The 25,596-nt window shown below is 43.0% G+C and carries 22 protein-coding genes; 18 read left to right on the forward strand and 4 right to left on the reverse strand.

Translation table 11 applies throughout. The annotated features are described in order from the left end of the window. Positions 1-12: 12 nt before the first annotated feature. Positions 13-342 carry a LysR family transcriptional regulator gene (locus A4V09_RS01285; RefSeq protein ID WP_065540743.1) on the reverse strand — a complete coding sequence of 110 codons (330 nt, stop codon included), beginning with the start codon at positions 340-342 and terminating at the stop codon, positions 13-15. 41 nt (positions 343-383) lie between these two features. On the opposite strand from A4V09_RS01285, the gene A4V09_RS01290 reads away from it, so the two are divergent. Both A4V09_RS01290 and A4V09_RS01295 read left to right on the forward strand, forming a co-directional pair. Continuing rightward, positions 384-692, forward strand: coding sequence for an aconitase X swivel domain-containing protein (locus A4V09_RS01290; protein WP_274537218.1), 309 nt, complete (start codon positions 384-386; stop codon positions 690-692). 245 nt (positions 693-937) lie between these two features. Beyond that, positions 938-1,624, forward strand: coding sequence for a zinc metallopeptidase (locus A4V09_RS01295; RefSeq protein WP_065540744.1), 687 nt, complete (start codon positions 938-940; stop codon positions 1,622-1,624). 3 nt (positions 1,625-1,627) lie between these two features. Here the strand turns inward: A4V09_RS01295 and A4V09_RS01300 are convergent, their stop codons facing one another. Beyond that, positions 1,628-2,257, reverse strand: a complete 630-nt coding sequence (locus A4V09_RS01300; protein ID WP_242963912.1) for an IclR family transcriptional regulator — start codon at positions 2,255-2,257, stop codon at positions 1,628-1,630. A gap of 418 nt (positions 2,258-2,675) precedes the next feature. On the opposite strand from A4V09_RS01300, the gene A4V09_RS01305 reads away from it, so the two are divergent. From A4V09_RS01305 to A4V09_RS01315, 4 genes are all read left to right on the forward strand, one after another. After that, positions 2,676-3,623: a penicillin-binding transpeptidase domain-containing protein gene (locus tag A4V09_RS01305; RefSeq protein WP_065540745.1), complete on the forward strand. Its 948-nt coding sequence runs from the start codon at positions 2,676-2,678 to the stop codon at positions 3,621-3,623. Positions 3,624-3,888: 265 nt separating this feature from the next. Further along, positions 3,889-4,164 (forward strand): PD-(D/E)XK nuclease family transposase, encoded by a 276-nt coding sequence (locus A4V09_RS25850; RefSeq protein ID WP_330396489.1) that lies wholly within the window; start codon positions 3,889-3,891, stop codon positions 4,162-4,164. 12 nt (positions 4,165-4,176) lie between these two features. Beyond that, positions 4,177-4,743 carry a hypothetical protein gene (locus A4V09_RS01310; protein WP_330396490.1) on the forward strand — a complete coding sequence of 189 codons (567 nt, stop codon included), beginning with the start codon at positions 4,177-4,179 and terminating at the stop codon, positions 4,741-4,743. Positions 4,744-5,019: 276 nt separating this feature from the next. Continuing rightward, on the forward strand, positions 5,020-5,619 hold the full coding sequence (locus tag A4V09_RS01315) for a GyrI-like domain-containing protein (protein ID WP_242963913.1): 600 nt from the start codon (positions 5,020-5,022) through the stop codon (positions 5,617-5,619). Between the two features lie 272 nt (positions 5,620-5,891). On the opposite strand, the gene A4V09_RS01325 is transcribed toward A4V09_RS01315, so the two are convergent. Then, positions 5,892-7,181: a sensor histidine kinase gene (locus A4V09_RS01325; protein WP_084043389.1), complete on the reverse strand. Its 1,290-nt coding sequence runs from the start codon at positions 7,179-7,181 to the stop codon at positions 5,892-5,894. 304 nt (positions 7,182-7,485) lie between these two features. On the opposite strand from A4V09_RS01325, the gene A4V09_RS01330 reads away from it, so the two are divergent. The 6 genes from A4V09_RS01330 to A4V09_RS01355 all read left to right on the forward strand — a co-directional run bounded on the left by A4V09_RS01330 (position 7,486) and on the right by A4V09_RS01355 (position 14,860). Further along, positions 7,486-8,484, forward strand: a complete 999-nt coding sequence (locus tag A4V09_RS01330; RefSeq protein ID WP_065540747.1) for a LacI family DNA-binding transcriptional regulator — start codon at positions 7,486-7,488, stop codon at positions 8,482-8,484. 275 nt (positions 8,485-8,759) lie between these two features. Continuing rightward, a complete protein-coding gene (locus A4V09_RS01335) occupies positions 8,760-10,121 on the forward strand; it encodes an ABC transporter substrate-binding protein (RefSeq protein WP_065540748.1) in 1,362 nt (453 codons plus the stop codon). Between the two features lie 91 nt (positions 10,122-10,212). After that, positions 10,213-11,142 (forward strand): carbohydrate ABC transporter permease, encoded by a 930-nt coding sequence (locus A4V09_RS01340; protein WP_065540749.1) that lies wholly within the window; start codon positions 10,213-10,215, stop codon positions 11,140-11,142. Positions 11,143-11,149: 7 nt separating this feature from the next. Further along, positions 11,150-11,992 (forward strand): carbohydrate ABC transporter permease, encoded by an 843-nt coding sequence (locus A4V09_RS01345; protein ID WP_065540750.1) that lies wholly within the window; start codon positions 11,150-11,152, stop codon positions 11,990-11,992. Between the two features lie 17 nt (positions 11,993-12,009). After that, positions 12,010-14,124, forward strand: a complete 2,115-nt coding sequence (locus tag A4V09_RS01350; protein WP_065540751.1) for a hypothetical protein — start codon at positions 12,010-12,012, stop codon at positions 14,122-14,124. A 34-nt stretch (positions 14,125-14,158) separates the two neighbouring features. Continuing rightward, positions 14,159-14,860: a D-lyxose/D-mannose family sugar isomerase gene (locus A4V09_RS01355; protein WP_065540752.1), complete on the forward strand. Its 702-nt coding sequence runs from the start codon at positions 14,159-14,161 to the stop codon at positions 14,858-14,860. Between the two features lie 146 nt (positions 14,861-15,006). On the opposite strand, the gene A4V09_RS01360 is transcribed toward A4V09_RS01355, so the two are convergent. Next, positions 15,007-15,708 carry a LytR/AlgR family response regulator transcription factor gene (locus A4V09_RS01360; protein ID WP_065540753.1) on the reverse strand — a complete coding sequence of 234 codons (702 nt, stop codon included), beginning with the start codon at positions 15,706-15,708 and terminating at the stop codon, positions 15,007-15,009. A 560-nt stretch (positions 15,709-16,268) separates the two neighbouring features. On the opposite strand from A4V09_RS01360, the gene A4V09_RS01365 reads away from it, so the two are divergent. The 6 genes from A4V09_RS01365 to A4V09_RS01390 all read left to right on the forward strand — a co-directional run bounded on the left by A4V09_RS01365 (position 16,269) and on the right by A4V09_RS01390 (position 25,541). Further along, positions 16,269-17,573, forward strand: coding sequence for a substrate-binding domain-containing protein (locus A4V09_RS01365; protein WP_065540754.1), 1,305 nt, complete (start codon positions 16,269-16,271; stop codon positions 17,571-17,573). A 101-nt stretch (positions 17,574-17,674) separates the two neighbouring features. Then, a complete protein-coding gene (locus A4V09_RS01370) occupies positions 17,675-19,183 on the forward strand; it encodes a sugar ABC transporter ATP-binding protein (RefSeq protein WP_065540755.1) in 1,509 nt (502 codons plus the stop codon). Positions 19,184-19,201: 18 nt separating this feature from the next. Beyond that, complete coding sequence (locus A4V09_RS01375; RefSeq protein ID WP_065544577.1) at positions 19,202-20,857, forward strand: ABC transporter permease subunit; 1,656 nt, start codon at positions 19,202-19,204, stop codon at positions 20,855-20,857. Positions 20,858-21,110: 253 nt separating this feature from the next. Further along, on the forward strand, positions 21,111-22,721 hold the full coding sequence (locus tag A4V09_RS01380) for a response regulator (protein WP_065544578.1): 1,611 nt from the start codon (positions 21,111-21,113) through the stop codon (positions 22,719-22,721). Further along, the gene (locus A4V09_RS01385) at positions 22,651-24,570 is read left to right on the forward strand and encodes a cache domain-containing sensor histidine kinase (protein ID WP_408606787.1); all 1,920 of its coding nucleotides are present in this window, start codon (positions 22,651-22,653) and stop codon (positions 24,568-24,570) included. Before A4V09_RS01380 ends, A4V09_RS01385 begins: the two co-directional genes overlap by 71 nt. Then, on the forward strand, positions 24,567-25,541 hold the full coding sequence (locus tag A4V09_RS01390) for a substrate-binding domain-containing protein (RefSeq protein ID WP_065540757.1): 975 nt from the start codon (positions 24,567-24,569) through the stop codon (positions 25,539-25,541). The genes A4V09_RS01385 and A4V09_RS01390 overlap by 4 nt, the downstream gene beginning before the upstream one ends. Positions 25,542-25,596 lie beyond the last annotated feature (55 nt).

Here is a 25,596-nt window from a genome sequence, read left to right on the forward strand (position 1 = left end):
GCACTGGAGTGGTCAGAGACAATGAGATGCTTCCGAGGCAAAAGGATAGTGTTGGGAACTGACCGTAAAATAGTGCTTTGTCACACTTCCGATCTCATATCTCTTTTCCAAGGTATCCATCTGCTGGAGCACCTGTCTGGCATAAGCCAGGAACTCTGTCCCCTCATCCGTGAACAAGACGCCTCTGGGGGTTCGGACAAATAAAGTCTTTTGTATTTCTTTCTCCAGCTCAGCGACGGATTTTGACAGACTGGGCTGGGCAATATATAATTCCCTGGCCGCTTTGCTGAGCGAGCCGTATTCGGCTATAGAGGCCACATATCTTAATTGTTGTAATGTCATAGAAACCTTCCTTCAGCATATCGCTGATAAAACCTTCCAAAATACATATTAATGAGGAGGCAAACAGTAAATTCGGAGCATATATCGGGGGAAAGATTTTGATCCTTCCCTGCGGAAAGGGAAGCAACGGATGGGCAAGTCATTTTTACTCCGCTTCCGTGGCGGGACATGAACCAACAGCATGGGTGATCGAAAAACTGGATTCCCGCTGTGCTGCCTGTATTGTGGAACTTGGCATACCCGCTGTTGTAGAGACAGAGGAGGAAGCATGCAAGATCATTCATGACGGAGAATATATTCGTGTGGATGGGAATCATGGGACGGTAGAAATCCTCAGAAGAGCGGAATAGAAAATAGCTGTTGAATTTTGTGATTTCTGTATATTTAAATAAAGACATCCATAACCTTATGATAAATGGAATGTGACGATTCAGTATCAGTGCATTTACTGCGCTGACCGTAAGAACCTGTAAAGCAGTCAAGCGATTCTGTATGGATTTTCGTTTGTAACTGCAAGGTGCTGAACAGTTACAAACAAAAGTACGCGATGCGGACTTTTCTATTAAAAATATTTCATGCATTGGAGGGATTATGTATGTTTTTTTATTATGATGCCACATATCTTTTGGTTCTCGCAGGGGTGATACTCTGTGTGACCGCCTCAGCGAATGTGAATCAGACCTACAAGAAATACAGTACCGTGGGGAATGCCAGGCAGATGACGGCGGAACAGGCAGCCAGGACTATTTTAGACCGGGCGGGAATCCGTCAGGTTAGAATCGAAAGAGTGGGTGGAAACCTGACAGATCACTATGACCCCAGAAGCAAGGTGCTGCGCCTGTCGGAGACGGTTTACAACTCCCAGTCTGTGGCAGCCATCGGCGTGGCGGCCCACGAGTGTGGCCATGCCATACAGGATGACGTGGGGTATGTGCCTATTAAAATAAGAGGAGCCATTGTTCCGGTGGTAAACTTTGGTTCTGCCCTCTGCTGGCCGCTGTTTCTTATCGGCCTTCTCATGGGAGCGCCGGGGCTGGTAAACGCGGGAATTATTCTGTTCTCCCTTGTAGTTGTATTCCAGCTTGTGACGCTCCCGGTGGAGTTTAATGCCTCAGGCAGAGCGCTCCGCATTCTGGACGGGACGGGGATCCTGTCGGGAAGCGAGCTGCAGGGAGCAGGAAAGGTGCTCCGGGCAGCCGCGCTGACATATGTTGCATCTGCCCTGTCAACCATTTTACAGCTTCTGCGTTTGGTACTGCTTTCCGGGCGGCGGAGAAATTAAATACTACCGCATGACATATCCTAATGTTGCAGATAACCTTTTTACAGCTGAAACAAGTGTTTCACTGATCGTACGCTCTTCTTCCCCGGTCAGTGTGATTCTGCTGATGCTGATAGCGTCCAGTGGTGTGTTGGTGTAATTCATCACAAGAGCGCCTACGCAGAATATATTATATTCATTTTCTTCCCTGTCCAGAGCATAATGCCGTTGTTTGATCTCACTGATATCCTTCAGCAGTGCGTGAACATCTGTAATAGTATGCTCTGTGAGAGGTTTTACATCAAATTTTCCCCAACGTTCTATGATCTCATTGTTGGAATAAGTGGACAGGATGGCTTTACCGGCACTTGTATAGTACAGTGGTGATCGGCGTCCTACGTTGGTATATACAGAGAAGGACGGTGCAGTCTGTCCAATACTCTGAACACATAGAAGCTGGCTGTTATCTTCAATGGAAAACTGGGCGACCCGGCCGGTCTCTCTGCTCAAATCTGCAAGTGTGGAGTTGATCAAAGATATCTGGTCCAAATTCTGGACAGCATTGATGCCCACTTCATAGGCCTTTAACGTAAGGCTGTATTCATTATTGTTTCGCTTCTCAATATAACCGTTCTCCACTAAGGTATAAACCAAACGGGAAAGGGATGCCTTGCTGATATTTATTTTATTCAGCTAATGTCATATTGCCTGTACGGGATATAGTCTCGAGAACCTGAAAAGCACGGTCAATAGCCTGAATGGTTTCCATTTTTTGTATTGCTTTGCTCAAAGTTATATCCTCCTTAAAAATTTCCATTGGCTGGTTTTCCTTTTCTGTATCAGTTCTGCAAAATCTATTATAGCCTTTCCGATTGTAAATAGGGGAACATACATGGCTGTAAAAAATAAAGGTGCGGCTTTCTAAAACCGTACTTCTGGAACGGGAGCAAAGTTTAAATATTTTAAAAAGTGCTGTATACGGTTAAAAGTTTATGCAGTGCTTCGTTTTTAATTTTTTCCATGCTATAATGTTACCGGACAAAAAAATTGATAGTTGAGAAAGGGAGACAGTATGGGAAAGTTTTTAAAGGTTTTTTGTATGGTAGCAGCTACCCTGGTAATGCTGTCCGGGTGTACGGAAAAACAAGAAAAATCGGAGCAGCCGGAAACAGAACAGACAGAAGAATCTGAAACAGATGATAAAACAGAGGATAAAGCAGATGATATAACAATTGATAAAACAGATGACAAAGCAGAAGGTAATGATACTCAAAATATTACGGAAGAAGAGATTGATCTAAGCAATGCCTTTCAGGGTATAAATGGCTGTGCGGTGCTGTTCAGTCCATCAGAAAACAGATATTCTTTTTATAATAAGGCCCTTTCGGAACAAGAAGCTTCCCCCTATTCAACGTTTAAAATTGTTTCAGCGTTAATGGGATTACATAACGATATTATTACGGATGAGACATCCACCATGAACTATAATGGGACGGAATATCCAAATCCCGAATGGAATGGGAACTTAACTTTTCAGGAAGCGTTTCAAACATCTTGTATATGGTATTTTCATCAGATCATAGATGCTGTAGGTGAAGATGAGGTGGAAAAAGAGTTAAGTGAGCTGGAATACGGTAACTGTAATATTTCCCAATGGGAAGGCAGTAATATAAATCCATACCCGGAATTAAATGGATTCTGGCTAAATGCATCGTTGAAAATTTCACCCTTGGAGCAAGTGGCAGTTTTATCAAAAATATTTGAAGGAAAAAGTTTCTATGACAGGCAGGACATTGAAATCCTTAAAAAGGTTATGCTGACGCAAGATAACGGAACACAGCAAATATATGGAAAGACCGGTTCGGGTTCTGATGGAGAGGCATGGTTTGCAGGATTTATTGAAACAGCGGAACAAAGGAGATATCTTGCCATATATCTAAATGATGATTCACAGGAAGAACAGATTTCCGGCAGTACAGCGAAAGAGATTGCCCTAAAATATTGGAATGGTGATAATTGAGGATCATAAATTTTGCATATTCCGTATAATGTATCGCACTTGCCCGTCAACATATTTCTGGATTTGTTCGACTAAATCTTGGGGCAAAACTTCCAAAGCGTGAATATAGCCTTTGCTGTGCACAATTTTTTCTGCTTTTCCTTATGGACCATCCCCCCTTTGTCTTTTATAGTATAGTTGAGGCTTGTGTCATTTTCAAGTTGCCATAAAGAAAAATATTATGTTATAATCAAAACAGGATTCCTCTGCCTGTGCGGAGGTATTTATGAATCAGAACAGAAGACTGGCACAACTCTTATTTAAAGATAATTTTATGTTTGGCGCTGTAATGGTAAATGAGGAAATCTGCCGTGATTTTTTGGAAATGGCAGTGGGGTTTCCCATTGAGAAGGTGGAGATCAGCAAGGAAAAAAGCATGATCTACCATCCGGAGTACCGGGGGATACGGCTTGATATTATTGCCAGGGATGAAAACAGGACACATTATAATGTTGAAATGCAAGTGTCTCCAAAGTCCCATTTGGGAAAAAGAGCCAGATAATATCACAGCCAAATGGATATGGAACTGCTGCTGACCGGAGAGGACTACAGAGAACTGCCAGCAGCCTATGTGATTTTTATCTGCGATTTTGATCCCTTCGGACAGAAAAAATACCGCTATACTTTCCGGAGTATCTGTGCGGAAACAGGATTGTCCGCTGCGGACGGCAGTACCACTATTTTTTTGAGTACCTGCGGAAAAAATGAGGCGGAGGTGCCGCCAAAACTTGTTAAATTCCTTAAATTTGTCAAGGCTGATCTGACAGAAAGTGTCCTGGATTATCAGGATGACTTTATCAGAAAGATCCAGGAATTCATGGAACATGTCAGAAGCAGCCGGGAAATGGAGGAGAAGTTTATGTTGCTGGAAGAGTTATTGAAAGATGAGCGTGCGGAAGGCAGGGCGGAAGGCAAGGCGGAATCCATCCTGCTTCTGCTGCAGGATATAGGTTCTGTACCTGATGAACTCAGGAATAAAATTCTGAAAGAACAGAATATGGATATTCTATTAAAATATCTGAAACTGGCGGCACGTGTGGATTCTATCGCAGATTTTGCGAAGGAAATGGAGAACATCTAAACAGCATTTCTGAAAATGAAAAAAAGGATACTGCAGGCTTTGGTCTGCAGCGTCCTGTCTTACAAATCTATGCTGAATCAGGCATATAACAAATCCTAAAAAATCCTAAAAGACTATTCAAATGACGGGCAGAGGAATTCTAATAGCCGGAGCGTGTCTGAAAATTCATGGACGGTTCCATCACTTGACCAAGGTAAACATATAAAAACAACTAAAAATGGACTGCCAACCAGTGAATAACGCCGCCTAAGTAGAGACTACGGGCGGCGTTTTCATGTGACAGCGGAAAGGAGGATCGTTCCCCTATGCTTCGGGCCAGGTTGGCCCGAGGTTCCGCAGGCTTGGGGCTGGCATGTACGAATCATCTATCTGCCTCCAGCTACAATAGCTGCTTCACATTATATTGGTGACGATCCTGAACTACATGCAAATGCTCTAATTGACAACTTTGTTAAGGAAAGAGCTTTAGAAAAGGTAAAGCCGGATTTGAGATGTTTTGGATTTAATCACCCAAATCCAGTTGACGAAACTGGCTATCATGGTTATGAAGCGTGGGTAACAATTCCTGCTGATTTGGAGATACCCGCACCGCTTGAAAAAAAGCAATTCAATGGTGGTTTGTACGCGGCTCACATGATTTCTTTTGGTAGTTTTAATGAATGGGACGCATTTCTTGAATGGATTATGAAAAATAAAAAATATGAGTTTGCGGGTGATTTGCAAGATCAGGAGCATATGTGTGGGCTAATGGAAGAACACTTGAATTTTTATAATCACATAGCGCATGATGTGGACTTAGACCATTTGCAGTTAGACCTTTTAATGCCAATAAGAGAAAGGAAAGACAATCAGAATAGAGACGTAGGCGGAGGATAACAAGATGATTGAAAAGCAAATAGAAGAGGAACAATTTAATTTTATTCAAGAGAAGGACAAACAATTTATTATACTATTCACTATGTGTCGAATGTAACAAGGGAAGACAGAATGCTGAGGATTGTCTGGTCCCTTCGGAAAAATGACGGGTCAGTTAAGAAGGAAGAGGAGGAGACGGCAATGGTTCCGGCACTGTCTTCTGTGTGGACGGAGGAAATATTACTGCCGGATACAGATCCGGGGCAATGTCAGATAGTGGCATTGCCCTTATTTTACAGATTTCCAATCAGAATAGTAACGGTAAATCTGTCATCCGTATAAGAGATATCCATATCTCCTGCATATTTCTCCACCATATCACGGACATTCTGCACACCGAATCCGTGGATGGTCTTATGTGTCTTTTCTGTCACGAGATGGTTCTTTTTTACAGTGATGGAATTTCTTTTGGAATTGGAGATTTCGTAGCTGAAATATCCTTTATCATATCTGGCTTTCAGGGATATCTGCCGTTTGGAGGTATCCTGAATTTTTTCACAGGCCTCAATGGCATTATCCAGAGTATTGGAAAAAAGGGAACAGAGGCTGATATCGTCAAGGCCCAACAGTCCGTCTATGGAGATATTGAAAAAACAGTCAATCTTGTTTTCCAAAGCAGTATTATACTTGCTGTTCAGCACAGCATTGACAATACTGTTTTTACAGAAAATGCGGTTGTTTACAGTCAGTTCCCCGGAGAGCTCCTGGAAATATTTCGCCGCCCCATCAAAATCCCGGTTCTGGATAAAAGAATAGATCACACTCAGATGGTTTTTCATGTCATGGCGGATTTTTCTCACAGTCTTCTGGTTTTCTTCCAATTCTTCATAGTAGGACTGCTGGTACTTTAAGTTCTGCATTTCCATATTGCTTTTTATGGTTTTTGCCACATAAGAAGTCAGATAGAGTGCTCCCATACTGGTCAGAAAACAGGCGATGCAGGCAGGGTAGGAGGTGTAGGCTCTGTCCATAGGTGAGTAGTAGATAAAGGTGATCAGTCCCACCGCAGAGGCCAGGCTGATAATGTCTATGACCAGCCACATGCGCACAGTCAGTTCCCTGACATGGGGAATCCATTTGCGGCTCATCCGCCATATGAGATACCATGCAGGTATGCGCAGATAGATGGTGAGGGTGTGCAGGACCGTCTGGGCTGTAAGCGACATATCCTGGTTCAGATCCCAAAGCTGGTAACCGATGTTCTCAGTCAAAAAGTTCAGAGATATCAGTATGGGATAGATCACAATACAGACGGACAGGCGTTCCAGGAATGTTCCTTTAAATATGATCAGCAAATATACTATAAACAGCAGCAGAACACCTACGGTTCCTGTCATTTCTTCAGGGTATATATAGGGCTGCGATAAGGATGGCAGGATCAGGAAGGACAGCAGGGTAAACCACTTTTTATTGCTCCGCGGTGTGAGAAATTTGCGCAGGAGAAGAAAAAGAAAGATCACATAAGTGCAGGTTCCCGTAAAGTTGCATAAATATTCCAGTTGGGAGATTGATTGGGATGTCATATGGTCCTCCTAGGCCGGCAGAGCAGCATTAAAATTTGTTTTCACATTATTATGCAGAAAAAATCTGCTTTATAAGAGTATAACCTATTTATTATTCCTGTTTCAACCATATCTTTAAAGAAAACCACAGTGGTCTGTGAAACGCAAAGATGCAAGAAATAATATTAAGGTAATATCATGTAAAAAAAAGCTTGAAATTTTATAAAAAATTTTATATAATTGGTAAAACGAAATAGACTTTGTGGTTAAAAAGATGATCATAAATCTTTGATACACTTTACTGCAAATGCCTGTAGGGGGTCATATGAAAGTCAATATCAAAACCATAAGTGAGATTACCGGTTATTCACAAGCTACAATTTCCAATGTCTTAAATCACAAAAAAGGCACAAATAGAAATACTGCAGCGGAAATTCTGAGAGTGGCTAAGGATATAGGGTATCTGAATTCTACAAAGATTGAAAATATAAAACTGGTTGTGTATAAGAAAAGCGGCAGGGTTCTGACAGAGACTCCGTTGATAGCGGATCTGATAGCCGGAATAGAGTCGGAAGGCAGAGAAAATGGACTGGATACCATTATTTATAACCTGGAACAGGGAGAGGAACAGTTTCAGACAAAGCTGAATGTGGTTTTGGAAGAGCGGAATTCAGGGGTTATCCTCTTTGCCACAGAACTGGACTGGGAGGATTTAAAACCCTTTCAAAATTTACCTGCGCCTTTGGTGGTGGTAGATGCCTGGTTCAAGGAGGGGGATTTTGACACAGTCCTTATGGATAATACGAATTCGGTATATAAGATGGTTACTTATCTGTTGGAAAATCATCATAGGGACATAGGTTATATTGACAGTTCGGTGTCTGTGAGAAACTTCTATTACCGCAAAAAATCGTTTATGGATACCATGAATGAGTTTAATATACCTATTGAAGAAAAATATATGGTGAAGGTTGAGCCCACCATGAATGGCGCATATGAAGATATGAAAAAATATCTGGAAGGGAAGCCGCAAATACCCACTGCTTACTGCGCTGCCAATGATATTATTGCTTTTGGAGCAATGAAGGCCCTCAGGGAGTGCGGCTGCGAGATACCGGAAGATGTCTCTGTTGTCGGCTTTGATAATATGCCGTTTTGTGAAATGACTTCTCCTCCGCTTACCACCATTGATTTTCCCAAAAAGGAGATTGGGATCACAGCAGTGCGGCAATTGATGCAGCAATGCAACCGGCCGGAACGGGTTTCCTATAAAGTAGAGCTTTTAACAAAACTGGTAGAGAGAGGCAGTGTTAGAAAAATTTAATAAAACAGTAAAAATAAGAAGGACTTACGCCTTTTGGGCGCAGGTCCTTTTTGCTGTAAATCAACAGAAAATAGGGATGTGTTAAGGAGCAGGCACATAGTTTACTGGTAAAACATGGAAAAATAGTAAAGAAATATAAAAGAATAATATAAAATTTTAAATAATAATATATAAAAAATAGTTGACTTTAAGATAAAAAAGCATTATTATAATTTCAACAGGAAAAGAGAATTCCTGGAGGGTGTAGCAAAAAATGTAAAGTACAGGAGGTAAATATGAAGAAACGAATGTTATGTATGGCGCTGTGTTTAGGACTTACATTGTCTATGACTGCTTGTGGGGGCAGTTCTGATGGAAAGATGAAAGCACAAAGTGAAAACAGCGATGAAAAGGTGCACTTGAAAGTGGCATTGTACAGCGACGGCCAGAATATGAGCGAGGCGCAGAAAAAGGTATTTGACTCTTTTACAGAAGAGCATCCGGATATCGTACCTGAGTTTCAGTTCATCACCAGTGATACGGGAAACTGGAATGGATATCTGACTAAGATCAAGACGATGATCGCTTCAGGGGAAGCTCCGGATGTAGTGTGCGTAGGACTGGAAGGGGTGGCAATGATGGCGATGCAGGATTTAGCCATACCCATTGACGATTACGTTGATGAGAACATAGACAAATACCAGCCAATCTTAGACAATATTGCCCAGGAATTGCAGGACATTTATATTATTGATGGGAAACGATACAGTATCCCATATGAAGCCAATTCAGTTGTTACACATATCAGGAAAGATATTTTTGAAGAAAAAGGTGTGGAATTGCCGGATGAAGACTGGACATTTGAGGAGTTTAAAGAGATTTGCGGCAAGATTTCAGATCCGGATAACGGAATTTATGCATTCGGCGTACCCACTAACTTTTTCTGTCTGGCATCCTGGCTATATGCCAATGGAGGAGCAACCCTTAATGATGACTGGACAGAGGGAACCATCAACTCCCCTGAAGTGGTGGAAGTATTTCAGTTTTTCCAGGATGCGATACATAAATACCGCTGGGCGCCTCAGCCGGAAGCCAATACTACGGATGTTGATCTGATCGTACAGGGCAAGACAGCCATGGGCTGGTGGGGACGATGGGTCTCTAATGATTATGCGTCCAGTGATTTATCCCATATCTATGCCAATACCCTGCCGGCAATGAAGAATGGGCATACGACTTGTGCAGGTTCCTGTGGCTTTGTAGTGATGAAATCCAGCAAACATCAAGAGGAAGCCAAAGCATTAGCCTGTTGGACTGCAGAGAAAGATTATGTAGAAACCTTTATGAAGACAGGCTCCCTGCCCGCCAACTCAGAATTTGGCGCTGAGATTTGTTCCGCTGATCCAACCATAGAAAACTGGGAATGTATGTATAAAGTCTATGAGGCAGGTGATTGGAGAAGAAGCCAGGATCCGCCGGAATACGCTGATCTGGGATCGATCTATCAGAAATACATGGATATTATATATTCAAATCAGATGACGGCACAGGAAGCTCTTGATCTGGCTAATGATGAAATTGATCAGTTGCTTCAGAACAGTGATTACCGAAAGAGTGATAAAGATAAAGCGATAATAGAGAGTTTGTTTAAAAATTAATAAGACTCTGAGAAGAAGCGGCACGGAGAGCCAATTCGCTTTTCTGGCCGCTTTTCTCATTTTCCTATATGGCTTGTGAAAAGAGGGAAAAATGATGAGTAAAGAAAAAACTGTTGTAAGTACATATGAAAAACGGAGAAAACGAAAAGAGGCGAGAGCTGCATATATGTTCGTGGCGCCTACCGTGATATTTTTTACTGCATTTGTAGCGGTTCCTATTATTATGACTGTATTCGTTCTGAGTTTTTCATCTTATGATCTGCTTTCCCCCATGAAATTTGTGGGACTTGATAATTTTAAACAATTAGTATCAGACCCGGATGTAAAAGTGGTTCTGCTGAACACATTGAAATTTATTTTGATCATTGCTCCGGTACATATTATTATCGGTCTGTTGCTGGCAGCAGCCGTGACATCAGTAAAAAGCTGGTTTTTCAGAGGTGCTTTCCGGGTGGCTTTTTATTTTCCGCTGGTAGTAACTACGGCATCGGTAGCAATTGTCTGGGGATATTTGTATGACACGAATTTCGGGGTGTTTAATTATTTTCTGTCAAGCGCAGGAGCACCTGCGATTCCGTGGCTGACGGATCCCAGTTGGTCCCTGGCTGCAGTTGCATTGTTTTCTGCCTGGAAATTCATAGGGAATGCATTTCTTTATTACTTGATTGGATTGCAGAATATTCCGGATTCTTACATTGAAGCCGCATCCATTGACGGAGCCAATGGGATTCAGATCTTTTTCAGAATTAAGCTGCCTATGCTGACACCAACCTTATTTTTTGTGATCACCACCACGCTGATTAACTGTTTCCAGATGTTTGATGAACCATTTTTCCTCACAAAAGGGGGACCTGGAGTTTCTTCCCAGACAATTGCAATGCACATATACAGAAAAGGGTTTAATGAATATCATTTCGGGTATGCATCTACACTGGGGCTTATTTTATTTGTCATTGTTCTGATCGTAACATTTATTCAGTTTTCAACACAGAAAAAGTGGGTTTCATACGATATGGAATAAGGAGGTTATGATGAAAAGAAAAATCGCTACAGGAAAATTGAAGCAAAGTTTATTGGTACTTGTTCTGTTATGTCTTGGGGCAGCCATGCTGCTGCCGTTCTTTTGGGTATTCGCAACATCGCTCAGACTGCCTAAGGATTCATTTTCATTGCCGCCGTCCTTTTTTCCTACACAGTGGAATTGGGAAAACTATTCACATGTATTTACATCAGTTCCCTTTTTTGAGTTTATTAAAAACAGTGTCGTGGTAACGGTTTCTATAACAGGCATCCAATTGGTGTTTTCCTCCATGTGTGCTTTTGCATTTGCCAGACTGAAGTTCAAAGGGGGTAACCTGCTGTTCATCTATATCCTGACGGGATTGATGATACCCTATCAGTCTATTATAATAGCCCAGTTTTTAATTGTAACGAAGATGGGATTGGTGGACACTCATCTGGCATTGATCTTGCCATATCTGGCAAATCCATTTGGTATCTTTCTTTTAAAACAGTTTATGCAGACCATACCAAAGAGTTATGATGAGGCCGCTATTATGGATGGTGCCAATTGGTGGCAGATATATTGGCATGTCATACTGCCAATGTCAAAACCTGCACTTGTTGTATGTGCATTTATGAAGTTTATTGAACAGTGGAACAACTTCTTCGCGGGATTGATATACATAAACTCCCAGGAAAAATACACTTTGCCTATGGGAATGATGCTTCTTCGGGGGTTCCGCTCTTCAGGCAGTGTTTCTATGATAATGGCGGGGGTTATGATCTCATTGATCGTTCCTGCTTTGGTATATATTTTCGGACAAAAGTATCTGATACAGGGAACGGTATTATCAGGTTTGAAAAGTTGAAAGGAGAAAGGCAAAGTATGCTGAAAGGTATTTATTTTATGGGGTGGCAGAGAGATATGTGGAATTATCATCCCAGTCTGCCGATGAAAAATATGCAGATGATCCAGGATATTGAAGACATTCACGGAGATATGCTTATATGGTCCTGTCTGGGGAGCGGTGCCATAGGACTTCCTTATTTGGACCGGGAGGCCAATGATGATACATCTCCCAGAATGAGACTGTACGGATTTATGAATGATAAGGAATTCTGCCAGGAGTGCAGAAAAAGAGGGATCAAAGTTTTTTCTGTACTCTGGAAATCCCAGTTGTGGGAATTCGGTGCGGAATTTAACGAGGATGAGACAAAACTTCTTTCCCTTAATATTTTGAGAAATGCATCTGAAAACCATAAATATGTTGGGATGAGCGAATTATCTACGAACCGGTACCCTCATTTATTTAAACCTATGGAAACTTATTTTCCTGATGGTTTAAAGGATCATAAAGGAAATACTGTAAAAGATTTCCTGGAAGAGTTCAAAGCAGTATCCCTTGAGGGGAGAAGTATTCTGTCGGCGTGGCTGATGGCTCCGGAGCATGACCATAAGTGTTACTCGCCCTGCTGTTGCAAAGAATCTTATCTTTCGTATTTAAAGAAGAATGTAGAAATGATGATAGATGCAGGAGCCGGTGGTCTGCATATAGACGAGTATGACACACAAAAACATGTGCTTAACAACGCAGGGTGTTTTTGTGATGAATGTATGGATAAATTCAATGCGTACCTAAAAAAGATGCAGATCAGGCTGCCCGGCGACGCAGGGAATATAGAAAGTTTTCATTATCGGAAATATTTACTGGAAAAAGGGTATACCGATGAAAAACTGCTTCCCTTTAATGGAAATAAGAGATGGGAGATTCCCTTATTCAGAGATTTTGTTGAAATGCAGATAGAATATATTTCTGAAGTGGTCAAAGAGATTTCACAGCACGCAAAACAATATGCAAAAGAGGTGAGAAACGAAGAGTTCCCGGTAACGGCTAATCTTTTTCAATGTTTTCCGATCTCTTGGAGATCTAAAAAATATCTCGATCTGCTGGCAGGAGAAAAAACAGATATTAAATTAAGACAGGATGCATGGTATAAGTATGCATTTGGCTGGCTGAACGGAAAAGAGTGTTGTTTTGTGGAAGATCCCAATCAGTATGTAAGAGATATGCTGGAGGATATAAAAAATGGTATTCACGACAGACTCATCCTGTTCTTATTAGAACCCATGGCCCATGGATTTCATATTGCATTTCCGTATGGCTCATGGCTGCAGAATCAGGTAAAAGATGCTTTTTGGCCGGACCTGCGGGTGCTCAGGAAACTGGGGGCATGGCTGGATAACAACAGCGGTCTCTTTCCGAAAAATCCGGCAGCAGATATTGCAGTGATCTATGATCTGCCCTCTGCATACGAAAATCTTTGGACAGAGCCATCCCTAAATACAACGGCTACTTATAATCAGGTTGAGAAAATCAGCTTAGAGGGCGTGGAAGAACTCGGAAGACAGGGGGCGTTTTCCTGTGATGGGGATTTTGACAATTTCTTTCGGCTGATTCAGCATATGAGTGATAAGGATATTGTTTACAACGTGATTTTTGAAAGTCCGGATGAACCTTTGACCGTTGAAAAAATTTCAGGATATAAGCAGGTTATTGTCCCTGACGCATTTAACATGCAGGAGAGTACTGTTGAAATATTGAAAAGTTGTCAGGAAACGGGCGTGGAGGTATTCACATTTGGAAGGATTCCCCGGGGGCTGGATCCGGATAAAACGTATCAGACGGAGGAAGAAAATGTCCTGATCCACATGCTGCGTATGCAGACCATGGTGATCGGAGTGCAGTCAGATGGGAAATACGGTGTTGCTGTGCATCAAAAGGATAATGGAAAAGTGCTTCATATTGTGAATTATAACTATAATGAAGAAACACATAAAATTGACACCCTGCCTGAAGTGAGAGTAAAGCTGAATTACCCCTGTGATGAGCTGAGAATAGCGGAATTTCCGGATAACAATAGTGCAGAGGCGGAGATAAAAGACGGGGAAATCGTGGTTCGTAATGCAGGGATTTATACAGTTATAGAGTGCAGAGAGTGAAGCGGTTTGCAGCAGAAAGAGTGGAGGGGTTTACATGAAACGTTCAGACTTAAATAAAATTATCAGTGAAGCCATTGATTTTGCTGAGGATAAGGGAATAAAATTCCCTCCTTTTGCAAAATGGAGCGTAGAGGATTGGAAAAAAGTAGGGGAGCAGGAAAAGGAACTGGTAGACAATATGCTGGGCTGGGATGTCACGGATTTTGGAAGCGGGGATTTCAGAAAATGCGGCCTGTTGATTTTTACATTCCGCAATGGGAATTTTCATGATAAAGAGACTTATCCCAAACCATATGCGGAGAAACTGCTGTTGGTAGATGACGGACAAGAACTGCCTTATCACTTTCATTGGAGCAAGATGGAGGACATTATTAACAGAGGAGGCGGAAATCTTATCGTCCAGCTATACAACGCGGATGAGAACGAGGGTTTTGCCCATACGGATGTGACTGTGACAATAGATGGACAAAAAAGAAAAATCCCGGCAGGAGGGAAAGTAACCCTCCAACCGGGGCAGAGCATAACACTGCTTCCGGGGCAGTATCACCGCTGGGAGGGAGAGAAGGGAACCGGGAAAGTAATGCTGTTTGAAGTCTCCACCACAAATGATGATATGACGGATAACCGCTTCTATGAAGCAAAGGAGAGGATTCCCAATATTGTGGAAGATGTAGCACCTCAATATCTTATATTTGATGATTATAAAGAGTATGTATCATTAAACAGAGGGCAGTAAATTTGTATTTAATGAATTGCTGTGTGTTCGTTTATGGAATAAGTCCAAGGATGAAAAATTTTAGCGGGATATATCCGGTACCGGGTATATCCTGCTATGTCCGTTTCCGGCTTATGTTCGTATATCCATAGCTCCATAAATGCTTATCAGTCCAGCATATATTTTGCAAATGCGATGGCCAGTTCCTGTTTGCAGGAACGGCTGACCGGTAATTCTTCCTCCCCGATCAGCACAGAGTTTCCCTGTAAGGACTGTACATATTTCAGATTCACAAGATAACGGTTATGTATTCTCACAAAATGGTCGGGAAGCTCTGTCTCCAGATCAGAAAGTTTTCCGTAGAACGTATACTGGTCTTCCGGGGTTACGGCTTTTACAGACCGCTTATCACTGGAAAAATATAGGGTCTGATTAAGCGGAAGGCGCAGTCTCTGGCCTTTAGACTCCACAAGATAATACTTTTCCGTATCTCTACCTAACCGTTCCAGGGCAGTGTGCAGCACAGAGACGATCTTTTCCCTCTGATACGGCTTCAATATATAGTTAAGAGCCTGCACCTCATATCCCTGGAACACAAAGTCAGGATAAGAGGTGACGAAAATGATCTCCGGCGCAGAAGTCTTTTTCCTTATCACCCGGGCAGTTGCCACGCCGTCCAAATCCTTCATCTCAATATCCAGGAATATTATATCAAAAGCAGAATCATTCAGCGCCCGGACCAGCGCTTCACCGCAGTCAAATTCCGCAATTTTAAATGTCTTTCCGCACAGATCCAATTCTGTCTCCAGAACCTTTCTCAAATCATTGCGCAGTGCTCTCTCATCATCACAAATTACCAGATTCAGCATAAGTCAGTAATCCTTTCGGTTTTAATATATTATAAACTTTTAGGGGTCACATCAACTTTCTGAGGGCCGGATGCTATTTCTTTTTGTCGTTATGCTGATCTATGTAAGTCAGGGCCGCAAAAATCACAAGCAGTAATGTCAATATTTCAAGTGTATTTATTGGCATCACCCTCATTCGTAAAAACTAGTGGGCGTAAGAAATTGCATCCGCTGCCAGAGTGTGTTTGAAAATTCATTCCGACGATCTGACGGCTTGCCGAAAGCAATTTTCAAACACACCAGCGTGATCACCTGTTTAGTATACCATAGGTTGTTTTATGCGGCAACATAAGCGCCATTTTCCATTGCAGCTATTCCGTAGGTATTTATTCAAAGCAAATTCCCTGCTCATAATATAAAGAATACATGTCGAAAATTGTCACATATAACGAACCTGACCTTAAAAATTTCAATGCATACAAAAAAATATTCTATGTTTTATTCGTTAAATATCAGATATACTGTCAATATCAACAAAGAACACGGAAAAAAGAGTGTTAAAGGAAAAGGAGAAAACAGCTATGAAGAAAAAAATTGTTTTACTCACAATGGCAGTATTGTTTGGACTTTCAGCTACCGCATGTGGTTCTGATAATGCGGAGCCAAGCAGCACAGACACAACAAAACAGGAAGATAAAAAGGAACCGGCAGCCGAAGCGTCAGACGTGGCAAACAAGGATAAACCATTAGTGTGGTTTAACCGTCAGCCATCCAACAGTTCAACAGGGGCACTTGATATGGCAGCTCTGACTTATAATAACGATACATATTATGTGGGATTTGATGCAAACCAGGGTGCTGAGCTTCAGGGCCAGATGGTAAAAGAGTATATAGAGAATAACATTGACAAGATTGACCGCAACGGTGACGGTGTCATCGGGTATGTTCTGGCGATCGGTGATATCGGCCATAATGACTCCATCGCGCGTACAAGAGGTGTTCGTAAAGCCCTTGGCACAGGCGTTGAGAAAGACGGCGACATTAACAGTGAACCGGTAGGGACAAACTCAGACGGTTCAGCATCAGCCGTACAGGATGGTTCCATCGAAGCAGGCGGAAAGACCTATACTATCCGTGAGCTGGCTTCCCAGGAGATGAAGAACTCCGCAGGTGCTACATGGGATGCGGCTACAGCAGGCAACGCCATTGGCACATGGGCGTCCTCTTTCGGCGAAGAAATTGATGTGGTTGTTTCCAATAATGACGGCATGGGTATGTCTATGTTCAATGCATGGTCAAAAGACAACACAGTACCTACCTTTGGTTATGATGCAAACAACGACGCAGTGGCTGCCATCGCAGAAGGCTATGGCGGAACGATTAGCCAGCACGCTGATGTTCAGGCATATCTGACCCTCCGCGTTCTCCGTAACGCATTAGACGGAGTAGACATTGATACAGGTATCGGTACTGCCGACGAAGCCGGCAATGTACTGGGTGAGGACGTATATGTATACAAAGAGGATGAGCGTTCCTACTACGCACTGAATGTTGCAGTTACTGCTGACAATTACAAGGACTTTACAGACTCAACAAAAGTTTACGAGCCGGTTTCAACCCAGCTTGACGAAAGCGCACATGCAACCAAGAAGGTATGGCTGGATATCTACAATGCTTCCGATAACTTCCTGAGCTCAACCTATCAGCCGCTTCTTCAGAACTATGATGATCTTCTCAACCTGGATGTAGATTACATCGGCGGTGACGGACAGACAGAGTCCAACATTACAAACCGTCTGGGAAATCCAAGCCAGTACGATGCATTTGCGATCAACATGGTTAAGACAGACAACGCAGCTTCTTATACTTCTTTGCTTAATCAGTAAAGGACAGTGAAGGTAAGAAACAGATACCGTTGAAATAAGACGATTAGGGAGAAGAAATTCTCCCTAATTGTTTGAATACTAGTATACAGGAGTAAAAATATATGGAAGATAAGAAAGATGATATCGTCTTATCCATACGCGGTATGAGCAAGTCCTTTGGCCGGAACAGGGTTCTGGACCACATCAATCTGGATGTGAAGCGGGGAACTGTCATGGGGCTTATGGGTGAGAATGGTGCCGGTAAGTCCACAATGATGAAATGTCTTTTCGGTACCTATCAGAAGGATGAGGGCAATATCTTCCTTGAGGGCAGGGAAGTGAGCTTTTCCGGACCGAAAGATGCTCTTGAAAACGGAATTGCCATGGTTCACCAGGAATTGAACCAGTGTCTGGAAAGAAATGTGATTGATAATCTGTTCCTTGGCCGTTATCCTACCAATTCTATGGGGGTCATTGATGAGGGCAGAATGAAAAAGGAAGCCTCTGAACTCTTCCGAAAACTGGGGATGACAGTAAATCTTACCCAGTCCATGCGGCATATGTCTGTATCACAGCGGCAGATGTGCGAGATCGCCAAGGCGATTTCCTATAATTCCAAAGTGATCGTTCTCGATGAGCCTACTTCCTCCCTGACCGTGCAGGAGGTGGATAAACTCTTTGAGATGATGCGGATGCTGAAAGAACAGGGAATTTCCCTGATATACATCTCTCATAAAATGGATGAGATTTTTGAGATCTGTGATGAAATATCCGTGCTCCGGGATGGTGATCTGGTTATGACAAAACGCTCCGAAGACACAGATATGAATGAACTTATTGCAGCTATGGTGGGCCGTTCTCTGGAAAACAGATTTCCGCCGGTGGATAATACACCAAAGGATGTGATCCTGTCGATCCAGCATTTGTCAACAAAGTTTGAGCCCCATCTGCAGGATATCTCTTTTGACGTTAAAGAGGGGGAGATCTTCGGATTGTACGGCCTGGTAGGTGCCGGGCGTACGGAACTTCTGGAAACCATCTTCGGTGTCCGCACCAGAGCGGCAGGACGTGTTTATTTTAATAACCGTCTCATGAATTTTGGCAGTGCCAAGGAAGCTATGGAACATGGATTTGCCATGATCACGGAGGAGCGAAAAGCAAATGGGCTTTTCCTGAAAGGTGATCTAACATTTAACACCACCATTGCAAATCTGGAACAGTATAAATCCGGTCTGGCCCTTTCTGATTCAAAGATGATAAAAGCCACTTCCAATGAAATCAAAATCATGCATACAAAGTGTATGGGCCCGGAGGATATGATCGCAAGCCTCTCCGGAGGTAATCAGCAAAAAGTCATTTTCGGCAAATGGCTGGAGCGTGGTCCCCAGATCTTTATGATGGACGAGCCCACAAGGGGTATTGATGTGGGTGCAAAGTATGAAATATATGAGCTGATCATCAATATGGCAAAACAGGGCAAGACCATTATTGTTGTCTCATCTGAGATGCCGGAGATTTTGGGAATCACCAACCGTATCGGTGTGATGTCAAACGGACATCTTTCCGGAATTGTTAATACAAAAGAGACGAACCAGGAAGAGCTTTTAAGGCTCAGCGCAAAATACCTATAATGAGGGAGATGGATGGATATGGCGAAAGGAAACAGTAAGATTCTTACGGCTGAACAGGAAATGCAGCTGCGTCAGCCAATCGAGGATTATGTCGGTAGAATTCAGACAAAGATTGACAGCCTCAGAGTGGATGGAATAGACAAAGTTATCTCTCTTCAAAATAAAATTGACAGTGTAAAGAGAGACCGCAATTTTACAAAAGAAGAGAAGGAAGCCGAGATCGCAAAAATCCGGACAGAGCTGGAAAAGGCAAAAACGGTTGATGCGAAACACAATGATGAGATTTCAAAACTGATCTCTGATGCGGAGGCTTACCTCAAAGAGCATTTTGACAGGGACTATTATCTGCCGGTCAAAGAAAGCTGTGAGCAGGAAAAAACAGCCGTTCAGGAGAAGCACCGCAGAAGAATTGCGGAGCTGGAAAAACAGCATCAGGAGATCATGTCAAAGCTTACGGACCACCAGGAAATAAAAGATGAGAAGTATGTTTATAAGAACCGGCTGTTTGACGCGAAAATGCAGTTGGAAAAAGATTTGCAGCAGGTAAAAGACAGAAGGCATATGGCATACAACTATAAATACCATCTGATTGATATGCTGCGTATGTCAAAATTCACCTTTATGGAATCCAGGGCACAGAAATGGGAAAATTATAAATATACATTCAACCGCAGGGCATTTCTTCTGCAGAACGGATTGTATATTGCTATCATCCTGATCTTTATTATGCTGTGTGCCATTACTCCGGTGATAAAAAATGTTCCTCTGCTTACATACAATAATGTTTTGAATATTCTTCAGCAGGCATCTCCGAGAATGTTCCTTGCACTAGGTGTTGCCGGACTGATTCTCCTTACCGGCACGGACCTGTCCATTGGGCGTATGGTCGGTATGGGTATGACGACTGCAACCATTATCATGCATCAGGGTATTAATACAGGCGCGGTTTTCGGACATGTGTTTGACTTCACAAGTATGCCCATCGGTGTTAGAGTGATCCTGGCACTGGTTGTATGTATTGTTTTATGTACATTCTTTACGGCCATCGCAGGTTTCTTTACTGCCAGGTTTAAAATGCATCCTTTTATTTCAACCATGGCGAATATGCTGGTCATTTTCGGACTTGTCACATACGCCACGAAAGGTGTGTCATTTGGTGCCATTGAACCTACGATTCCGAACATGATCATTCCGAAAGTAAACGGTTTCCCGACTATCATTGTCTGGGCAGTGGCAGCTATTGCGATCGTCTGGTTCATTTGGAATAAAACCACATTTGGCAAAAATCTCTATGCTGTGGGAGGCAACCCGGAAGCAGCAGCAGTTTCCGGTATTTCCGTATTCGGCGTAACGGTTGGCGCGTTTATTCTGGCAGGTATTCTTTACGGATTTGGTTCCTGGCTGGAATGTGCAAGAATGGTTGGTTCCGGTTCCGCAGCTTATGGACAGGGCTGGGAGATGGACGCCATTGCAGCCTGCGTAGTGGGCGGCGTGTCATTTACCGGTGGTATCGGTAAGATATCAGGTGTCGTGGTGGGTGTAATGATCTTTACAGCACTTACATACTCGCTCACCATTCTTGGTATTGATACAAACCTTCAGTTCGTATTTGAAGGTATCATTATTATCGCGGCAGTAACGCTGGATTGTCTGAAATATGTCCAGAAAAAATAAATAAGAATGATTTCCAAAAGGGTCAGAAGCAGTTCTGGCCCTTTTGATGTATTTGGGTTACTGGCTCACAGGCCACTGTTCCGGGATGGGTGTCACGGCACAAAATTTGCGGTTTGAGAAACCTGTGGGCAGTAACATATTTTGGGCAACGGCGACATTTACATACATTTGTGTATTTGTTATAATAAATTTGACAAATGCCACTTACCCAATCGAAAAAGGAGGAAATGGCTCACACCATGGAGATAAAAAGATGAATACATATGGAGTGCTATTGGTAGATGATGAGGAGGAAGTCATCCAGGTCATCATGAGAAAAATAAATTGGGAAGGGCTGGGTTTTTCGGTGATCGGATATGCCAACAACGGTATGAAGGCTCTTGAGATGGTCGAGGAGTTTCAGCCGGATGTGGTTATGACGGATATCAAAATGCCGTATATGGATGGAATGGAGCTGTCTAACCGCATTAAGACGGAATTTCCCGCAACCAAGATCTTGATCTTTACAGGATTTGATGAATTTGAGTATGCCAAAGAGGCGGTTCATCTGGAGGTGGAAGAATACATTCTGAAGCCGGTCAATTCCATAGAGCTGACCAATGTGCTCACGCAGCTTAAGATCAAACTGGATCAGGAGATAAGCGAAAAGCGAAATGTGGAGACTTTGCAGAAATGTTATCTGGAATCCCTGCCGCTTCTGCAGGCTAACTTCTACTCCACATTGGTGGAGGGTAGAATCCAGGAAATGGAGATCCCCAAATATCTTGCGGATTACCAGATCTCTTTTCCGGGGCCGTTTTTCTGCTGTCTTGTCATTCATACATCATCAAGCCAGGTCCCCAAGGATATGAATCCTCTGCTGTTATCCACGTCTGTCTATAACCAGGCAACGGAACGTCTGGGAGAAAAGTGGCAGGCAAAATGCTTTTCTTATCTGGGGAATACCATTTTGATCGCACAGCTGAAAAGTGAAAACCAGGTCTCAGAGCTGACGGATGAATGTGACAGATTCTGCAGATATGCCCACCGGATCATTGGTGCGGTTGTCACTGTGGGGATTGGGCAGGTCTGCGGAGATATCCTTGAACTTTCCAGGTCGTACAGCGGCGCAAGAAAGGCTGTTTCTTACAGGGTGATCTATGGCGCTTCCAGAGCCATAAATATTAAGGAGATCGCGCCCCAGGAGATGAGCAGATCCGATACCGCCAGTGATACAGAATTATCGAACTTGTTTAAAACCATACGTCTGAATCCGGCGGAGGATATTGTACAGGCAGTCAGGAAGTATCTGGACCAAATATCTTTTCCGTCAAAATCCCTGCAGCAGCATCATATTGACATTATGGAACTGGTGAGCGCATTATACAGGTTCACCGCTAATAATGATATTGCCACGGAAGATTTTTCGGGAGATATGCGGAAACTGTACAGCAGCCTTCTTGATCTGGGACCGGATGCACTGCAGAAATGGCTCATTGATATCAGCCTTTCTTTTCGGGAAAAATTGATCAGTGCACGAAGCAGGTCAACAAAAACTTTTGTATCCAGGGCAATGGAATATGTCCGCAGCAATTATTCGGATGAAGCGTTGTCACTGGATAATATCTGTGAGGTTTTGGGCGTTTCCAACTCCTATTTCTCAACTATTTTTAAAAAAGAGACTGGTAGCTCATTTATTGGTTATCTGACGGACTATCGTATGGACCGTGCATCACGGCTGCTGATTGAGACAAATGAAAAGAGTTATATCATAGCAAGGAATGTGGGCTACACGGATCCAAATTATTTTAGTTATGTATTTAAAAGGCGGTTTGGCGTGTCACCTTCAAAATACAGAACGGAGCATACAGAAAGTGAAAAATAAGTATTTCGGACGTTTGAAGAAGGCGGAGCCCAGCGGAATGCAGTCGACAGTTATGTTTGCCATTTCCGTGATATCTATTTCCATTATGCTGATTTTAGGGATTGTGATGTATTTCCGGTTTTCTGTCTTATCCCGGCAGGAGATCACACAGAGTACACAGAAGCTGATGGAACAGGCAGGGGAAAACCTGGAGGATTATCTGGGCAGTATGCGGCAGATATCGGATGCAGTCTATTATAATGTTATAAAAGAGAATGATCTATCCAATCAGGATATGGATATCCAGAGGGGAATGAATCTTTTGTATGAAGCCAACAGAGACAACCTGCGCAGTATTGCTATCTACAACAATTATGGGAGCCTGATGGCAGCAGAACCCCTTGCGTCCCAGAAAGAGGACCCTGATGTCACCAGGCAGGACTGGTTTAAACAAGCCATGGGCGAGATGGAGAATATGCATTTTTCCACGCCTCATATCCAGAATCTCTTTGATGACGGAACCTTCCGTTATTACTGGGTGATCTCCTTGAGCCGTGTTGTGGAGCTTACAAATAACGGGGATTCCCAGTTGGGAGTTCTGCTTGTGGATATGGATTATTCCAATATCTCGCGGATGATGAAACAGATCAACACCTTAAATAACGGTCAGTATTATTATCTGTGTGACAGCAACGGGGAGATCATCTATCACATGCGGCAGATTCAGATCAGCGACGGAATCGGCAGTGAGAACAGCAAAGCAGCGGCAAAGTACAAGGATGGCGTCTATGATGAGACATTTCAGGGAGAGCGCCGCAAGGTTATTGTCAACACCATCAGCTATACCGGATGGAAGCTGGTAGGGGTGATCCCCTATTCCACATTTACGCACGGTATGGTCAATATCCGGTATTTTATCATGGCGCTTATGCTCCTGATGGCCATGATGCTTGTGATCATCAACCGTGTTGTTTCTGTGAGGATATCCAGACCTATTCTAAAACTGAATAATTCCGTAATGGAATACGAGGCAGGAGAGAAGCCGGAGATTTATATGGGCGGCCCTCTGGAAATCAGGCATCTGGGGTATTCCATACAGAAGTCCTATGAGCAGATTGAGACGCTTATGAAGGAAATTGTACTGGAACAGAACGAAAGAAGAAAAAGTGAACTTGATGCACTGCAGAGCCAGATCAATCCGCATTTTTTGTACAATGCACTGGAGTCTATTACATGGATGGTGGAAGGCGGACGGAATGACGATGCGGTATTTATGATATCCCAGCTTGCGAAACTTTTCCGGATCAGTCTTTCAAAGGGCCGTACGGTCATCAGTGTAAAAGATGAACTGCAGCATGCGCAGAGTTATATGAATATACAGAAAGTCCGGTATAAGAACGCATTTTCCATTGTGTTTGATGTGGACCCGTCAATTTATTCGTATTGTACTGTGAAGCTGATCCTGCAGCCAATACTTGAAAATGCCATTGCCTATGGGGTCAGCAGCATGGATGACTGTGGTGAGATAAAAGTGGCCGGCAGACTGGTAGATGAAAATATTATCTTCTCTGTGACAGATAACGGGATCGGAATGTCAAAGGAGGAGGTAAGCCTCATCCTGACAGACAGCAAGCGGGTGCATAAACATGGCTCCGGGGTAGGACTTGTGAATGTGAACAACCGTATTCAGATTCTCTTCGGAAAAGAATATGGACTGAGGATTGAAAGTGAGCCGGATGAGGGGACCACAGTATCCATCTGCATTCCGGCGGTTCCCTATACGGAAGAAAACTGCAAGATCCTTGAAAAGGGATATATTTTCAGCAGGGAAGAAATGATTGACAAGAAAACACAGGGTAAAGAGAGATGAAAAACAGCAAGAGATTGTTTATTCTGATAGAAGCGGTTTTAGCTGTAATGGTTATGGTACTTGCTTTTGTCATGTTCCGGGAAAGAAACGGAAAAGATCTTGATAAGGTTTCTGTGATCATTCAGAATTCGGATGACGGGCAATGGTCCGCGTTTAAATATGGACTCAGAATGGCAGCTGAAGATTTGAAGCTGGAGATGTTTGTTGTCAGCACAGGAGGCCCCCTGACGGTTGAGGAGGAGAGAAACTTGATAGAACGTGAAATCGAAAACGGGGCAGACGCGGTTATTGTACAGCCTGCTCTGGGGGATGACGCAGAAAAAATGTTGTTAAAAATGGAGAAAAATGTTCCGGTCATGCTTGTAGAACACACAGCATCCAGAGAAAAAGAGGCTTCCGTGATTCCCACTACAGAACCCGATAACTATGCCATGGGCACAGCACTGGCAGAAGAACTGCTGAAAGACTATAACGGAAATTTAGATGGAAAAACTTTAGGCATTCTTCAGGAAACCGACAATACAGAAGCCGCACGTAATCGCCAAAGGGGATTTACAGATGTGCTGAAAGAAACAGGCGCTGAGATCTGCTGGTCTGTATCCGGTCCTCTTATGGAAAAGGAGGAAAATATTCTGGGGATCCAGCCCGGGGTGGATTTTGTGATCGCCCTTGATAATAACAGTCTGATAACAGCCGGGGAATATTCTGCCGCCAAAAATCTGCATGGGGCCTTGGTGTATGGAATCGGTAATTCTACGGAAGCGGTTTATTATCTGGACACAGGCATTGCGGAATGTCTTGTGGTGCCCGATGCATTTAATGTGGGATATCAAAGTCTGACGGAGGCAGCAGAGCGCCTCGGTAAATATTTTTACAAGATGCAGGACAGAACCGTATCCTATACGGTTATCCGCAGAGATACACTGTTTTCAAAAGAAAACCAGGAAGTCCTTTTTACTATGAGTCAGTAAAAGCAGGCAGGCCTGTCACTTTTTGAAACCTGCGTCGTATGGATAAACAGGAAGA

It is taken from the genome of Blautia pseudococcoides (assembly GCF_001689125.2).
Classification (GTDB): domain Bacteria; phylum Bacillota; class Clostridia; order Lachnospirales; family Lachnospiraceae; genus Blautia; species Blautia pseudococcoides.